This is a genomic window from Pseudomonas cremoricolorata DSM 17059 = NBRC 16634, assembly GCF_000425745.1.
Taxonomy (GTDB): Bacteria; Pseudomonadota; Gammaproteobacteria; order Pseudomonadales; family Pseudomonadaceae; genus Aquipseudomonas; species Aquipseudomonas cremoricolorata.
The window spans coordinates 147,199-160,819 of record NZ_AUEA01000009.1; the positions used below are offsets into that span (position 1 = coordinate 147,199).

General features: G+C 65.6%; 13 protein-coding genes. All 13 read left to right on the forward strand.

Annotation, left to right across the window (positions count from 1 at the left end):
* The first annotated feature begins 1 nt into the window (after position 1).
* Complete coding sequence (locus H618_RS0111920) at positions 2–523, forward strand: chemotaxis protein CheW (protein ID WP_028695287.1); 522 nt, start codon at positions 2–4, stop codon at positions 521–523.
* The gene (locus H618_RS0111925; RefSeq protein ID WP_028695288.1) at positions 516–1,799 is read left to right on the forward strand and encodes a CheR family methyltransferase; all 1,284 of its coding nucleotides are present in this window, start codon (positions 516–518) and stop codon (positions 1,797–1,799) included. The genes H618_RS0111920 and H618_RS0111925 overlap by 8 nt, the downstream gene beginning before the upstream one ends.
* Positions 1,799–2,461 (forward strand): chemotaxis protein CheW, encoded by a 663-nt coding sequence (locus H618_RS0111930; RefSeq protein ID WP_028695289.1) that lies wholly within the window; start codon positions 1,799–1,801, stop codon positions 2,459–2,461. Before H618_RS0111925 ends, H618_RS0111930 begins: the two co-directional genes overlap by 1 nt.
* Positions 2,458–4,752 (forward strand): hybrid sensor histidine kinase/response regulator, encoded by a 2,295-nt coding sequence (locus H618_RS0111935; protein ID WP_028695290.1) that lies wholly within the window; start codon positions 2,458–2,460, stop codon positions 4,750–4,752. Before H618_RS0111930 ends, H618_RS0111935 begins: the two co-directional genes overlap by 4 nt.
* Complete coding sequence (cheB, locus tag H618_RS0111940; protein WP_028695291.1) at positions 4,749–5,762, forward strand: chemotaxis response regulator protein-glutamate methylesterase; 1,014 nt, start codon at positions 4,749–4,751, stop codon at positions 5,760–5,762. Before H618_RS0111935 ends, cheB begins: the two co-directional genes overlap by 4 nt.
* Before the next feature lie 48 nt (positions 5,763–5,810).
* Complete coding sequence (locus tag H618_RS0111945) at positions 5,811–6,815, forward strand: response regulator (RefSeq protein WP_028695292.1); 1,005 nt, start codon at positions 5,811–5,813, stop codon at positions 6,813–6,815.
* A 132-nt stretch (positions 6,816–6,947) separates the two neighbouring features.
* Positions 6,948–8,043 (forward strand): peptide chain release factor 2 gene (gene prfB, locus H618_RS22770; RefSeq protein ID WP_154660653.1). Its coding sequence is split into 2 segments (ribosomal slippage): positions 6,948–7,019 and positions 7,021–8,043, totalling 1,095 coding nucleotides; the frame shifts between segments, so codons are not numbered across the junction.
* A gap of 92 nt (positions 8,044–8,135) precedes the next feature.
* Entirely contained in the window at positions 8,136–9,638 is a 1,503-nt protein-coding gene (lysS, locus tag H618_RS0111955) for a lysine--tRNA ligase (protein WP_028695294.1), read from the forward strand.
* Positions 9,639–9,792: 154 nt separating this feature from the next.
* Entirely contained in the window at positions 9,793–10,509 is a 717-nt protein-coding gene (locus H618_RS0111960; RefSeq protein WP_028695295.1) for a TetR/AcrR family transcriptional regulator, read from the forward strand.
* A gap of 28 nt (positions 10,510–10,537) precedes the next feature.
* On the forward strand, positions 10,538–11,083 hold the full coding sequence (locus tag H618_RS0111965) for a hypothetical protein (protein ID WP_028695296.1): 546 nt from the start codon (positions 10,538–10,540) through the stop codon (positions 11,081–11,083).
* A 24-nt stretch (positions 11,084–11,107) separates the two neighbouring features.
* A complete protein-coding gene (locus H618_RS0111970; RefSeq protein ID WP_028695297.1) occupies positions 11,108–12,385 on the forward strand; it encodes a flavohemoglobin expression-modulating QEGLA motif protein in 1,278 nt (425 codons plus the stop codon).
* A complete protein-coding gene (locus H618_RS0111975; protein ID WP_028695298.1) occupies positions 12,357–13,280 on the forward strand; it encodes an alpha/beta hydrolase in 924 nt (307 codons plus the stop codon). Before H618_RS0111970 ends, H618_RS0111975 begins: the two co-directional genes overlap by 29 nt.
* Positions 13,277–13,588, forward strand: coding sequence for a PA3694 family proteiin (locus H618_RS0111980; RefSeq protein WP_028695299.1), 312 nt, complete (start codon positions 13,277–13,279; stop codon positions 13,586–13,588). Before H618_RS0111975 ends, H618_RS0111980 begins: the two co-directional genes overlap by 4 nt.
* The last annotated feature ends 33 nt before the right edge of the window (positions 13,589–13,621 follow it).

Genomic DNA, 13,621 nt, shown 5'->3' on the forward strand with positions numbered 1-13,621 from the left:
CATGAGCGAACCCCGGGGTGCAGTGGTCGAGGCGGGCGCACGTCAGAGTGCGTTGTACCTGCTGTTTCGGCTTGGCCGAGAACGCTTCGCGCTGGATGTGCGCGAGGTCGTCGAGGTGCTTCACCACCGCCCGCTCAAGCCGATTGCCCAGGCGCCTGCCTGGGTCGCCGGGGTGCTCGCCCATCGCGGCCTGTTGCTGCCGGTGATCGACCTGGCGCAACTGACTTTCGCCGTGCCTTCGCGTCAGCGCACCAGCACGCGCCTGGTGCTGGTGCACTATCGACCCCGCGACGGCCGTGACCTGCAACTGGGGCTGATCCTGGAGCAGGCCAGCCAGACCCTGCGCTGCGCCCCGGATGAGTTTCAGCCCTATGGCCTGGACAACCGTGAGGCGCCGTACCTGGGCCCGGTGCGCCAGGACGCTGAAGGCCTGCTGCAACGCATCCAGGTCGATGAGCTGCTGCCTGAAGCCGTGCGCCTGCAGCTGTATCCCCTCGGCAACGAGCAGCTAGCCCATGAGTGACAACCGCTTTCACCGTTTTCTGCAACAGCGTATCGGCCTCGATGTCGAGTCGGTCGGCGCGGCAATGGTCGAGCGTGCCCTGCGCCAGCGCAGCGGCGCGGTGCAGGCGCGCGATCTGGACGACTACTGGCTGCACTTGCAGCAGTCGGCGACCGAGCAGCAGGCATTGATCGAGGCGGTGATCGTTCCGGAAACCTGGTTCTTCCGCTATCCCGAATCCTTCGCCGCGCTGGCCAGCCTGGCACACAAGCGCCAGGGCGAACTGGCCGGCGCCCGGCCGCTGCGTCTTCTGAGCCTGCCCTGTTCGACCGGCGAAGAGCCCTATTCGATTGCCATGGCGCTGCTCGACAGCGGTCTTGCCGCGGGCAGCTTCAGTGTCGAGGCAATGGACATCAGCCCGCTGTCGATCGCCAGGGCGCAACAGGCCGTGTATGGCCGCAACTCGTTCCGCGGCAGCGAACTGGCGTTCCGTGAACGGCATTTCGATGTGGGCGAGGAGGGTTACCGGCTCAGCGAGCGGGTGCGCGAGCAGGTCAGGCTGCAGGTCGGCAATGTGCTCGACCCGGCGCTGCGCGGCCGCGAAGGGCTGTACGACTTCGTGTTCTGCCGCAACCTGCTGATCTATTTCGATGTGCCGACCCAGCAGCGGGTGTTCGAAGTGCTCAAACAACTGATGCACGCCAGCGGCGTGTTGTTCATCGGCCCGGCCGAGGGCAGCCTGCTGGCGCGCCTGGGCATGCGTCCGCTGGGCATCGCCCAATCGTTCGCCTACGTGCGCCACAGCCAGCCGCCGGTGGTTGCCGCAGCGCTGCCCAGCGCCCCGGCCAAGCCTGTCGCTAGCTGGGCGGCAGCGCCTGCCGCGCCGGCACCTGCGACACCTGCGCCACCTGCGCCACGTGCGCTGCATCGCGCGCGGCCGGCGCCGCTGGTCGAGCCAGCTCCCGCCCCGGCGCCGGTCGGCGAGGCGGCGCTGCTGGCGCAGATCACCCGTCAGGCCAATGCCGGCGAGAGCCGTGAAGCGCAGGCCAGTTGCCTACGCTACTTGCAGCAATTCGCCCCGCACGCCCAGGTGTATTACTGGCTCGGCCTGCTCAGCGATACCCAGGGCGATGCCGCCCAGGCCATCGGCCATTACCGCAAGGCGCTGTACCTGCAGCCGCAGCACCCCGAGGCGCTGATGCACCTGGCGACTTTGCTCGCGGCCCAGGGTGATGCGGTCGGTGCGCGGCGCCTGCAGGAACGTGCGGCACGGGCCGGACGGGAGCCTGAACGATGATCGATAGCGATTCGGCTGGGGTGCTGGCGCAGGGCGATGAAGCCATTGACGATTGCTGGAACCGCATCGGCGTGCGCGGCGACAAGCAGTGCCCGCTGCTGGCGCGACACATTCACTGCCGCAACTGCGAGGTGTATGCCGCAGCGGCTACACGGCTGCTCGACCGCTACGCCCTGATGACCGACGAGCAAGCGCCGGCTCCGGCCGAGGTGGCCAGCGCAACGGGCCGCTCGATGCTGCTGCTGCGCCTGGGCGAGGAATGGTTGGCGTTGGCCACCGCAAGCCTTGCCGAGATCGCCCCGACGCAGACCGTGCACGCCTTGCCGCACCAGCGTTCGCGGGCCTTGCAAGGGGTGGTCAATGTGCGCGGTGCGCTGGTGCCATGCCTGTCGCTGGCGCAACTGCTGGAGATCGATGCCAGCGCAGCGCCCGAGCGTGCTACACGCAGCCTGCCGCGCATGTTGATCCTCGCCGCCGACGGCGGCCCGGTGGTGCTGCCGGTGGATGAGGTGGATGGCATCCACCGCCTCGACCCGACGCGCCTGTCGACAGACCCTTCATCGGCAGCGTTCACCTTGGCCGTATTGCACTGGCGCGGACGCAGCGTGCGGGTGCTGGATGAGCGTCAGCTAATGGCGGCAGTCAAGCGGAGCCTGTCATGACCCCCGAGCAAATGCGCGATGCCTCGTTGCTCGAACTGTTCAGCCTGGAAGCCGAGGCGCAGACCCAGGTGCTCAATGCCGGCCTGATGGCGCTGGAGCGCAGTCCGACCCAGGCCGATCAGCTCGAAGCGTGCATGCGCGCTGCCCACTCGCTCAAGGGCGCGGCGCGCATCGTTGGCATCGATGCCGGGGTCAGCGTCGCCCATGTCATGGAAGATTGCCTGGTGGCGGCGCAGGAAGGGCGGCTGCGGCTGAGCCCGGAACACATCGATGCGCTGCTGCAAGGCACTGACCTGCTGATGCGCATCGCCACCCCGGCCGATAGCACCAGCGGCGCTGGCGTGGCGCCGTTTCTGGCGCAGATGGCGGCGCTGCTCGACCCGGGCAGCCTTGCCGGGGCCGCGTGGCCTGCGCCGGCGGTGGCCAGTGCGCCTGTAGCGAACACCTCGCCGCCCGCACCCGTCGCGCCCGCTCCTGCACCTGGCGAGCTTTCCGATGTACCGGTGTCGGCGACGCCGCGCCGCACTGGCGCAGGCGAGGGCGGTGAGCGGGTGTTGCGGGTCACCGCCGATCGGCTCAACAGCCTGCTCGATCTGTCGAGCAAGTCGCTGGTGGAAACCCAGCGTCTGAAACCCTATCTGGCGACCTTGCAACGCCTCAAGCGCATGCACGGGCAGGGCATGCGCGCCCTCGATGGCCTGCGTGCGCAGCTCGAACTGGGCGGGCAAAGCCCGGAAGTGCTCGAAGCGCTGGCGCAGACCCAGCGCATGCTCGGCGAAACCCAGGACATCCTCGCCCAGCAGGCGGCCGACCTCGACGAATTCGGCTGGCAGGCCAGCCAGCGCGCGCAACTGCTCTACGACACGGCGCTGGCCTGTCGCATGCGCCCGTTCGCCGATGTCCTCAGCGGGCAGAGCCGCATGGTTCGCGACCTGGGCCGCTCGCTGGGCAAGCAGGTGACGCTGCACATCGACGGCGACAAGACCCAGGTCGACCGCGACGTGCTGGAAAAACTCGAAGCGCCGCTGACCCACCTGCTGCGCAACGCCGTCGACCATGGCATCGAATTGCCCGAGCGGCGCCTGCTGGCCGGCAAGCCCGCTGCCGGCGAAATCCGTCTGCGCGCCTCGCACCAAGCCGGGCAACTGGTGCTGGAACTCACTGACGACGGCGCCGGCATCGACCTGCAGCGCTTGCGCCAGAGCATCATCGAGCGCGCGCTGTCGCCGGCCGAAACAGTGACGCAGATGAGCGAGGCCGAACTGCTGACCTTCCTCTTCCTGCCCGGATTCAGTCTGCGCGACACCGTCACCGAAGTCTCGGGGCGGGGCGTTGGACTGGATGCGGTGCAGCACATGGTGCGCAACCTGCGCGGCGCCATCGAGCTGACCCAACAGCCGGGCCACGGCTGTTGCTTCCATATCCAGGTGCCATTGACCCTGTCGGTGGTGCGCAGCTTGGTGGTCGACGTCGGCGGTGAAGCCTATGCCTTCCCGCTGGCGCACATCGAACGCACCCTCGATGTGGCCGCCGAAGACATCGTGCAGATCGAAGGGCGTCAGCACTTCTGGCATGAGGGCCGGCACATCGGTTTGGTCGCTGCCAGCCAGTTGCTCAATCGCCCTCCCACCCAGGGCGAGCGCAGCAGTCTGCGCGTGGTGGTGATCCGCGAGCGCGAGCAACTGTATGGCGTGGCCGTGGAGCGCCTGGTGGGTGAACGGGTGCTGGTGGTGATGCCGCTCGATGCGCGCCTGGGCAAGGTTCAGGATATTTCCTCCGGGGCGCTGCTCGACGACGGCTCGGTGGTGCTGATCATCGACGTCGAAGACCTCCTGCGCTCGGTCGAGAAGCTGCTCAGCACCGGCCGACTCGAGCGCATCGAACGCAGTCCGCAGGGCGGCCGCGGGCTGGTGCGCAAGCGCGTGCTGGTGGTCGATGACTCGCTGACGGTGCGTGAGCTGCAGCGCAAGCTGCTGGGCAACCGCGGCTATGACGTGGCCGTGGCGGTGGATGGCATGGATGGCTGGAACGCCTTGCGCAGCGAGGACTTCGACCTGTTGATCACCGACATCGACATGCCGCGCATGGACGGTATCGAGCTGGTGACCTTGGTGCGGCGCGACAATCGGTTGCAGTCATTGCCGGTGATGGTGGTGTCCTACAAGGACCGCGAGGAAGACCGCCGCCGCGGGTTGGATGCTGGCGCCGACTATTATCTGGCCAAGGCCAGCTTCCATGATGACGCGCTGCTGGATGCGGTGGTCGAGCTGATTGGAGGGGCGCAAGGATGAAAATCGCCATCGTCAATGACATGCCCATGGCCGTGGAGGCACTGCGCCGGGCCATCGCCTTCGAGCCCGCGCATGAGGTGATCTGGGTCGCCGGCAACGGCGCCGAGGCCGTCGCGCGCTGCCGCGAGCAGATCCCGGACCTGATTCTGATGGACCTGATCATGCCGGTGATGGACGGCGTCGAGGCGACCCGGCAGATCATGGCCGACACCCCGTGCGCCATCGTCATCGTCACCGTCGACCGCAAGCAGAACGTGCACCGGGTGTTCGAGGCCATGGGCCATGGCGCCCTGGATGTGGTCGACACCCCGTCGCTGGGCGCAGGTGATGCCCGCGAGGCAGCGGCGCCACTGTTGCGCAAGATTTTCAACATTGGCTGGCTGATCGGCCAGCAGCGGCCCAGCGCGCCGCGAGCGATGCCCTCGACGCAGCGCCACGACGTGCAGCGCCGCGCGCTGGTGGCGATTGGCTCATCGGCCGGCGGCCCGGCCGCGCTCGAGGTACTGCTCAAGGCCCTGCCCAAGGATTTTCCGGCCGCCATCGTGCTGGTGCAGCATGTCGACCAGGTGTTCGCCGCCGGCATGGCCGAGTGGCTCAGCGGGGTCTCCGGGTTGCCGGTGCGCCTGGCCCGCGAGGGCGAGCCGCCGCAGGCTGGGCACGTATTACTGGCCGGCACCAATCATCACATCCGTCTGCTGCACAATGGCCAGCTGGCCTATACCCCGGAGCCTGTGAATGAAATCTACCGGCCCTCGATCGATGTGTTCTTCGAGAGCGTGGCGCGCTACTGGAACGGCGAGGCGGTGGGCGTGTTGCTGACCGGCATGGGCCGGGACGGCGCCCAGGGCCTGAAACTGATGCGCGAGCAGGGCTTTCTGACCATCGCCCAGGACCAGCTCAGCAGTGCGGTGTACGGCATGCCCAAGGCTGCCGCGGCGATCGACGCCGCGGTGGAAATCCGCCCGCTGGAGCGTATCGCCGGGCGACTTACGGAAGTCTTTTCGAAATGACGATATTTGAGTCGTGCCGCATGACCGGCAATGACCTGGTGAATAGGCATGAATGATCTACTGCTCGAGGGTTTCAACGCCAGCAACGAGAATTCGGCGATGGTCTTGCTGGTCGACGATCAGGCGATGATCGGCGAGGCGGTGCGCCGCGGTCTGGCCAACGAGGAAAACATCGATTTCCACTTCTGCGCCGACCCGCACCAGGCGGTGGCCCAGGCCATTCGCATCAAGCCGACGGTGATCCTGCAGGACTTGATCATGCCGGGCCTGGATGGCCTGACGCTGGTGCGCGAGTACCGCAACAACCCGGCGACCCAGGACATTCCGATCATCGTCCTGTCGACCAAGGAAGACCCGCTGGTCAAGAGCGCGGCGTTCGCTGCCGGGGCCAACGATTACCTGGTCAAGCTGCCCGACACCATCGAACTGGTAGCGCGCATCCGCTATCACTCGCGCTCGTACCTGACCCTGCTGCAACGCGATGAAGCCTACCGCGCGCTGCGCGTGAGCCAGCAGCAGTTGCTCGACACCAACCTGATGCTGCAGCGGCTGATGAACTCCGACGGCCTCACCGGGTTATCCAACCGCCGTCACTTCGATGAATACCTGGAACTGGAATGGCGCCGCGCCATGCGCGAGCAGAATCAGCTGTCGCTGCTGATGATCGATGTCGACTACTTCAAGTCGTTCAACGACACCTTTGGCCACCTGGCCGGCGACGAAGCCCTGCGCCAGGTGGCCGATGCCATCCGCCGTTCCTGCGCCCGTCCAAGCGACCTGCCGGCGCGCTATGGCGGTGAGGAGTTCGCCCTGGTACTGCCCAACACCTCGCCGGGTGGCGCGCGCCTGGTGGCCGAGAAACTGCGCCAGACCGTGCTGGCGCTGGACATCCCGCATACCACCCCAGCGGCCGATTCGCGCCTGACTGTGAGCATTGGTCTTGCCACCCAGACCCCGGAAATCGGCAGCCTGTGCCGGCAATTGATTTCGGCGGCCGACAAGGGGCTGTATCAGGCGAAGAAGGAAGGGCGTAACCGCGTCGGGGTGGCCTGAAGCGCATCACGAACGGGCCGGCGGCCGAGGTGCCTGGCGTGCTACCGAGCGCCCGATGGGCCTGCCGCGATAGTGCAGACTGGTTTATACTCTGCGGCTTTTCACCGAATCCTGCGAGAGAGTCCGCCGCCCATGGAAATCCAACCGATCCTCAATACCATCAAGGACCTCAACGAGCGGTCCCAGTCGATTCGGGGGTATCTTTGACTACGATCAAAAGCATGACCGCCTGATCGAAGTCAATCGCGAGCTGGAAGACCCGGCCGTGTGGAACAAGCCTGAATACGCCCAGACCCTGGGCCGCGAGCGCGCCATGCTGGCGCAGGTGGTCGAGACCCTCGACAAGATGGCCAACGGCCTTGCCGACTGCAAGGACCTGCTCGACATGGCCGTCGAAGAAGACGACGAGGGCACCGTCAGCGACGTCGAAAGCGAACTGCAGAGCCTGGAAGAAGCCCTGGCCCAGCTCGAATTCCGCCGTATGTTCAGCGGCGAGATGGACATGAACAACGCCTACCTGGACATCCAGGCCGGCTCCGGCGGCACCGAGGCCCAGGACTGGGCCAACATCCTCTTGCGCATGTACCTGCGCTGGGCCGACAAGCGCGGCTTCGACGCCACCATCATCGAACTCTCCGAAGGCGAAGTGGCCGGCATCAAGGGCGCCACGGTGCACATCAAGGGCGAATACGTGTTCGGCTGGCTGCGCACCGAAATCGGCGTGCACCGTCTGGTGCGTAAAAGTCCGTTCGACTCCGGTGCGCGTCGCCACACCTCGTTCTCGGCGGTGTTCGTCTCGCCCGAGATCGATGACAAGGTCGAGATCGACATCAATCCGTCCGACCTGCGCATCGACACCTACCGCTCCTCGGGCGCCGGTGGTCAGCACGTCAACACCACCGACTCTGCGGTGCGTATCACCCACGTGCCGACCAATACCGTGGTCGCGTGCCAGAACGAACGCTCACAGCACGCCAACAAGGACACCGCCATGAAAATGCTGCGGGCCAAGTTGTACGAGCTGGAAATGCAGAAACGCAATGCCGCCTCCCAGGCCCTGGAAGACAGCAAGTCCGACATCGGCTGGGGCCACCAGATTCGCTCCTACGTGCTGGACGACTCGCGGATCAAGGATCTGCGCACCGGCGTCGAGCGCAGCGACTGCCAGAAGGTCCTCGATGGCGACCTCGACCAGTACCTGGAGGCCAGCCTCAAGCAGGGGCTGTAAGCCGCACACCACCGCCGCGCAGGCCGGTCGCCCCCGGCCTCGCGCGCCTCGCCCGCCAAGGGCCACGAATACCTGATGGAAAGACTGACGACATGAGCGACCAGAACACCGCAACCCCCGACCTGCAGCAGGAAGAAAACGCCCTGATCGCCCTGCGCAAGAGCAAGCTTGCCGCCGAGCGCGCCAAGGGCAACGCCTTCCCCAACGACTTCCGCCGCGACAGCTACTGCAATGACCTGCAGCAGCAATACGTCGACCAGACCAAGGAAGCCCTGGAAGCTGCAGCGATTCCGGTCAAGGTTGCCGGTCGTATCATGCTCAACCGCGGCTCGTTCATGGTCATTCAGGACATGACCGGGCGCATCCAGGTCTACGTCAACCGCAAGACCCTGCCGGCCGAAACCCTGGCCGAGGTGAAAACCTGGGACCTGGGCGACATCATCAGCGCCGAAGGCACCCTGGCCCGTTCCGGCAAGGGCGACCTGTACGTCGAGATGACCCAGGTGCGCCTGCTGACCAAATCGCTGCGCCCGCTGCCCGACAAGCACCACGGCCTGACCGATACCGAGCAGCGCTACCGCCAGCGCTACGTCGACCTGATGGTCAACGAAGAAACCCGCCACACCTTCCGCGTGCGCTCGCAGGTGATCTCGCACATTCGCAGCTTCCTGGCCAAGCGCGACTTCCTCGAAGTCGAGACACCGATGCTGCAGACCATCCCTGGCGGCGCGGCGGCCAAGCCGTTCGAAACCCACCACAATGCCCTGGACATGGCCATGTTCCTGCGCATCGCGCCTGAGCTTTACCTCAAGCGCCTGGTGGTCGGTGGCTTCGAGAAGGTCTTCGAGATCAACCGCAACTTCCGCAACGAAGGCGTCTCGACCCGGCACAACCCCGAGTTCACCATGCTCGAGTTCTACCAGGCCTACGCCGATTACCGCGACAACATGGACCTCACCGAGGAACTGTTCCGCGAGCTGGCCGAACTGGTGCTGGGCAGCACCGACGTGCCTTACGGCGACAAGGTGTTCCACTTCGGCGAACCGTTCGCCCGCCTGAGCGTGTTCGACTCGATCCTCAAGTACAACCCGGAACTGACCGCAGCTGACCTGCAGGATGTCGACAAGGCGCGCGCCATCGCCAAGCAGGCCGGTGCCAAGGTGCTCGGCCACGAAGGCCTGGGCAAGTTGCAGGTGATGATTTTCGAAGAGCTGGTCGAGCACAAGCTCGAGCAGCCGCACTTCATCACCGAGTACCCGTTCGAAGTCTCGCCGCTGGCCCGTCGCAACGACGACAACCCGGCCGTGACCGACCGCTTCGAGTTGTTCATCGGCGGCCGCGAGATCGCCAACGCCTACTCCGAGCTCAACGATGCCGAAGACCAGGCTGAGCGCTTCCTGGCCCAAGTGGCCGAGAAGGACGCCGGTGACGACGAAGCCATGCACTTCGACGCCGATTTCGTCCAGGCGCTGGAATACGGCATGCCGCCAACGGCGGGCGAGGGCATCGGCATCGACCGCCTGGTGATGCTGCTGACCAACTCGCCGTCGATCCGCGACGTGATCCTGTTCCCGCACATGCGTCCCCAGGCCTGAGTGAGAAGCCGCCCCTACGGGCGGCTTTTTTTAGCTGCGAGCTGCAAGCTTTAAGCTACAAGCCAAAGCCAAATGCGTACCGGCTTTTGCTTGCGCTTGCGCTTGCAGCTTGCAGCTCGCCGCTCGCCGCTAGCCACTCCACTGAGGTTGAGCCGTGTCCCCTTCACTTGTCTCCCAGGGCGCCGCCGGTATCGCCAGCGCCGTCGCTGAAAACGTGCAGTACCAGGGTCGCAAGACCGCCCGGCAGGGCAGCGAGCAGCGCCGGCAGAAGATTCTCGATGCGGCGATGCGCGTTGTCGTGCGTGATGGCGTGCGCGGGGTGCGGCATCGGGCGGTGGCGGCCGAGGCGCAGGTGCCGCTGTCGGCCACGACCTACTACTTCAAGGACATCGAAGACCTGCTCACCGATACCTTCGCCCAGTACGTCGCGCGCAGCGCCGATTACATGGCCAAGTTGTGGGCGACCACCGAAGGCGTGCTGCGTGAGCTGATCGCCCAGGGCGACGGTAGCCCGGCTGCGCGGGCACGGCTGGCTGACGAGATCGCGCAGATGACCGCCGACTACGTCAGTCGCCAGTTGCTCAACCGGCGTGATTTTCTCATCGCCGAGCAGGCGTTTCGCCAGGAGGCGCTGCTCTGCCCGCGCCTGGCCGAGCTGGTGCGCGCCCATGAGCAGATCCTCTTGCACGGTGCGCGGCAGATGCTCGAGGTGATTGGCTCGGCGCAGCCCGAGCAGGACGCCCTGGTGTTGACGGCGATGATCGAGCAGATGGAGTATCAGGGCCTGCTGCGCCGGGCCGATACGCCTGACGATGGGCAAATGCTCGCGATCCTCAGCCGTTACCTGCACCTGGTGCTGGCAGCGGGGTAAGGCGCGACCCTTTTTTCTGGAGAAGCCGATGAACCCCTGGCGTGCGCTGTTGGCCTTGTCATTCCTGCTGTTGGGCGGTTGTCTGGTGACCTTCGATGAACCCTTGCCGGGCGCCGGCAGCGCGCCCAAGGCGCTGCTCGGGCAGTGGCGCAGCCAGGACGCCTGGGGCGAGCCACTGACCCTGAGCATCGGCCGCGACAAGGCCGGCGTCTATACCGCGACCGCCCAGGCCCAGGGCAAGCCGGCGCAGCGCTATCGGTTCACTGTGCTGCAGCGAGGCCATCGCTGGTATGCCTCGGCAGCGGTCCCGGCTGCCTTCGGTTCTGGCTTTACCGTCGCAGGCTTCGACCTGGTAGGGCGTCGTGAGCTGGTCATCTACAGTCTGGATGTCGAGCAGGTCAGGCAGGCGGTCGAGGCCGGTGAGCTCGAAGGCCATGCCGTCGACGTAGCGGCAGACGACGGCCCGGGCATGCGCATCGACACTCCGCCTTCCCAGCTCCAGGCCTACCTGGATGATCCGGCCAACAGCGACCTGTTCGTCGAGGCCGCCCGTTTCCAGCGCATGGAGCAGTGATTCCAGCGCTTCAAGGAGTCCTCGATGGACGAATACCAGCAGACCATTCGCGCGCTGTCCGACCGCATCGTCGCCGCGCAGACACCGATTCGCGTGCTCGATGCGGTGAAATGGGACGACAGCATCAAGCAGGCCTTCCTCGACGCCAAGGGCAAGGCAGCGCCTGCGGTCGATCGCGCCTATTACCAGAACCGCCCGCTGGGCTTCGATTCCAGCGCGGTGAAAGCTGAATTCCAGGCCATCGAGCGTGACATTACCCGACGCCTGGGCCAGTTCAACCCGGTCGGGCAGATCATGCGGCGCATGTGCAAGGAATACCGCATGGTGGTGCGCATGCTCGAAGCGCGCGGCACCGAAGACTTCGGCCTGATTTCCCAGGAGCTCTACGGCGCTGCATCCGATGCGTTCCACGCCGGTGATCCGACCCTGGCGGACCTGGGGTTGATGCTGTCGAACTACCTGGACAACATCGACGGGCGCGGTGATCTGAAGGACGAAGCCAAGGATCTGAGCGCCAAGCAGGCGGTGGAGATTCTCCAGCGGCGCCTGAACACGGTGTTCGGTGAGGCCGAGGGCACCATCCGCGTGTTCGAATCCGACGGTATCGTCGCAGACGCCGCGGCGGGTGCCGACTATATCAAGGTGCGCGCCGATGCCCGCTTCAACAGCCGCGACGTGCGCGCGCTGGAGGTCCACGAAGGGTTGGTGCACGTCGGCACCACCCTCAACGGCCTCAGTCAGCCGATCTGCACTTTCCTGGCCAAGGGCCCGCCTTCTTCGACGGTGACCCAGGAAGGCCTGGCCATTCTGATGGAAGTCATCGCCTTCGCGTCCTACCCCAGCCGCCTGCGCAAGCTGACCAACCGCACCCGCGCCATCCACATGGTCGAGGAGGGCGCCGACTTCATGCAGGTGTATGCCTTCTTCCGCGAGCAGGGCTTCGACCTGGGCAACAGCTACAGCAATGCCAGCCGGGTGTTCCGCGGTTCGGTGCCCAATGGCCTGCCGTTTACCAAGGACTTGTCCTACCTCAAGGGTTTCATCATGGTTTACAACTACATTCAGTTGGCCGTGAAGAAGGGCAAGCTGGAACAGATACCGCTGCTGTTCTGCGGCAAGACCACCCTGGAAGACATGCGCACGCTGCGCCAGCTGGTCGAAGAGGGCTTGGTCGAGCCACCCAAGTACCTGCCCGAGCAATTCCGCGACCTCAATGCGTTGTCGGCCTGGATGTGCTTCTCCAACTTCCTCAACCACCTGAGCCTCGACCGCATTGAAGCCGACTACGCGAACATTCTCTAAGCGCCTGCGCGGTCTGCTCGTCGCCGGTGCCCTGCTGCTTTCGGCCGGATGCAGCAGCCTGCTGTTCTACCCAGAGCCAGGCCAGCCATTCACCCCCGAGCGGGCCGGCATCGCCTGGCGTGATGTGACCCTGACCACCGCCGATGGCGTGAAGCTGCACGGCTGGTGGCTGCCGTCAAAACAGGGGGTTGCGCTCAAGGGTACGGTGCTGCACCTGCATGGCAATGGCGGCAACCTGGCCGGCCATCTGGGCGGCAGCTACTGGCTGCCCGAGCAGGGCTATCAGGTGCTGATGCTCGACTACCGTGGCTATGGCCTGTCGCAGGGCACACCGAGCCTGCCGGCGGTGTACCAGGACTTGGCTGCGGCATTCGATTGGCTCGACCAGGCCCCTGAAGTGCGCGGCACACCGCGTTACTTGCTGGGGCAAAGCCTGGGCGGTGCCCTGGCGATTCATTACCTGGCGCAACACCCCGAGCAGCGCAAGCGCTTTACGGCGCTGATTTTCGATGGGGTGCCGGCCAGTTACCGAGATGTCGGCCGCTATGCTCTGGGCACCTCCTGGCTGACCTGGCCGTTGCAGGTGCCGCTGGCCTGGCTGGTGCCCGACGGCGACAGCGCGATCCGTTCCATCGAACGCCTCGACAGCCCGCCCAAACTGTTCTTCCACAGCATCGACGACAACCTGGTGCCGTTGGACAACGGCATCCGCCTGTACCAGCACGCGCCCCCGCCCAGGGTGCTGCAACTGACCCGTGGCGGCCATGTGCAGACCTTCGCCGATCCCAACTGGCGGCAGGTGATGCTGCGTTTCATGGACGACCCCACGCATTTCAACGGCCTACGGCGTCTTGCCGAAGTGCCCAACTACCCCGACGAGAAAGCCCCGCAATGAGCGAAGAACGCAACGCCATCCCGCTGATCCTGACTGGCCTGGCGAGCATCTTCGTCACCGTCGGTGCGCTCTGGTACTACGGCTACCTGCATTTCGCCAAACCCGAAGATGCCTTGCTGTTGCAGGACTACACCATGCTCAAGACCGTACCCGGCGAGGACTACAAAGTTTCGCTGGCGCCGGCTGAACAGGTCGCCCATTGCATCGATGGCGTGCTGGTGCTGTTCGATACCCAGCAAAAGGGCCTGACCGGCGTGCTGGTGGACAATCGCAAGCGCGCCGTGCGCTGTGTGCAAGACGCCCCGTGAAGCGAGCGCCATGGCAAGGCTTCTGTGCCCGCC

Coding starts and splice junctions, on each gene's coding strand:
- H618_RS0111920 (WP_028695287.1), top strand. CDS start 2: ATGAGCGAACCCCGGGGTGCAGTGGTCGAGGCGGGCGCACGTCAGAGT.
- H618_RS0111925 (WP_028695288.1), top strand. CDS start 516: ATGAGTGACAACCGCTTTCACCGTTTTCTGCAACAGCGTATCGGCCTC.
- H618_RS0111935 (WP_028695290.1), top strand. CDS start 2,458: ATGACCCCCGAGCAAATGCGCGATGCCTCGTTGCTCGAACTGTTCAGC.
- cheB (WP_028695291.1), top strand. CDS start 4,749: ATGAAAATCGCCATCGTCAATGACATGCCCATGGCCGTGGAGGCACTG.
- H618_RS0111945 (WP_028695292.1), top strand. CDS start 5,811: ATGAATGATCTACTGCTCGAGGGTTTCAACGCCAGCAACGAGAATTCG.
- lysS (WP_028695294.1), top strand. CDS start 8,136: ATGAGCGACCAGAACACCGCAACCCCCGACCTGCAGCAGGAAGAAAAC.
- H618_RS0111965 (WP_028695296.1), top strand. CDS start 10,538: ATGAACCCCTGGCGTGCGCTGTTGGCCTTGTCATTCCTGCTGTTGGGC.
- H618_RS0111970 (WP_028695297.1), top strand. CDS start 11,108: ATGGACGAATACCAGCAGACCATTCGCGCGCTGTCCGACCGCATCGTC.
- H618_RS0111980 (WP_028695299.1), top strand. CDS start 13,277: ATGAGCGAAGAACGCAACGCCATCCCGCTGATCCTGACTGGCCTGGCG.